Source organism: Streptomyces sp. NPDC059524 (genome assembly GCF_042749255.1).
In the GTDB taxonomy this organism is placed as follows: domain Bacteria; phylum Actinomycetota; class Actinomycetes; order Streptomycetales; family Streptomycetaceae; genus Streptomyces; species Streptomyces xanthii.
The window spans coordinates 1-1,518 of sequence record NZ_JBHYTK010000158.1 but is presented as its reverse complement, the minus strand read 5'-3'; the positions used below and the strand labels follow the sequence as shown (position 1 = coordinate 1,518).

At 76.2% G+C, this 1,518-nt stretch carries 2 protein-coding genes; both read right to left on the bottom strand.

Going from position 1 to position 1,518, the window contains the following annotated elements; translation table 11 throughout:
• Window positions 1–294: hypothetical protein (locus ACFW9D_RS31640; RefSeq protein ID WP_384627624.1), on the bottom strand; the 294-nt coding region annotated here is incomplete at its 3' end.
• Window positions 295–542: 248 nt separating this feature from the next.
• A complete protein-coding gene (locus ACFW9D_RS31635; RefSeq protein ID WP_188339745.1) occupies window positions 543–1,334 on the bottom strand; it encodes a hypothetical protein in 792 nt (263 codons plus the stop codon).
• Window positions 1,335–1,518: the final 184 nt, after the last annotated feature.

Here is a 1,518-nt window from a genome sequence, read left to right as displayed (position 1 = left end):
GCAGCGCGCGGCGCGGGGCGCCCCACTGCGGGCCCCGGGGCGCGGCGCGGCCCCGCGGGCGCCGGCGGGCCTTGCCCCGGCCCCGCCGGCCCCCCCGCTGCTCGTCTGCCACAACTGCGGCGGCGTGTGGTGCCGCGAGCCGTACAGGCCCGCCCCGAACGAGGTGAACCCCAGCTCCTCCTCGCCGCTGCGATCGCCCGGCAGGGCCCGGAAGGAGCGGCGGTACTCCGCGTACAGCGCGTCGTAGATCGGGGTGGCCGAGCGGCCGCCCGCCGGGGGCTGCGAGGGCCGCATCGACGGGATCGGCGTCGGGTACGGCTGACGCCGCGGGGCTGAGGTGAGGTCGTATGGGTGCACATACGTGCAAACGACCCGGACCCCCCGTCGGATGCGCCCTTGGCCTCGGCTTTTGCGGGGCGTCAGGGGCGTGACCGGCGGATTCGGCGGGGCCCGGGTCGGGCGTCGGCCCTACGAGACCTACGAGTACTGCGCGTCGTCCTGTACTGCGTGTCGTCCTGCGGGGAGTGCGCGGCCGGTGCGGCTCAGGTGCCCGCGAGCGGCATCGCGGCGGCGACCAGCCGGCCGTTCGCCGCGGCCTTGTCGAGCGCGTCGCGCAGCAGGTCCTCTCGGGGCTGGCGGCCGATCGAGCCGACCGGGGCGGCGAAGACGAGCACGGTCTGCGTCTTGTTCGCCGCGGCCCGCCAGCCCTCCGTCACCACGAGCGGCTGGTGCGCCTGCCACCAGGCGACCTGGGCGGGCGCGCCGCCGGTGCCGGGCTGCAGGACCGCGTGCAGCTGGCCCATGGCGAGCAGCACCGACCAGCCGGGCAGCGAGCGCGGCGCTTGCGCAAGCTCGGGCACCGGCATGAAGCCCTGCTCGATCAGGAGCGGCAGGAAGTCGTCGCCGCCGGACTGCACGCCCGGACGGGAGATCGGGCCGGTCGGCTCGACGACGAGCGCGGGGTGCAGATCGCCGTTGATCAGGATCAGGCCGCTGGTCACGCCGAGCACGGCCTGCGCGGGCGGCGCCTCGGCCGACGGGGCCGCCGCGTCCGCGCCGGGCGCGCCGAGCGACTGGACGGCGCCCTGCAACTGGTCCTCGTTGACCTGGACGACCTGCGAGGGCAGGCAGGCGGCGTGGGCGAAGGCGAGCACGGCGGTCTCGTCGCCGACGAACAGGACGGTGCTGGTCCGTTCCTGTTCCGTGTCGCCCGGGGTGCGGCAGGACGTGCAGTCGTAGCTGCCCGGGGCGTTGTCCCCGGCGAGCAGCCGGTCGGCTTCTTCGTCGCCGATCTCGGCGCGTACGTCGTCACTGACGTCGAGCAAGCGCGGCACGGGTGGCTCCTCAGGATCGGTCTCGCTGTGAGTGCTGATGAAGGGACAACGGGTGACCGGCCGCCTGGGTCACGCATCCCGCACAAAAGCGCAGGTGCGCCGACCGGGTGGGGCCGCGGGGGGGGGGGGGGGGGGCCCCCCCCCCCCCCGCGGGGGGGGGGGGGGGGGGGCCGGGGCGAATATC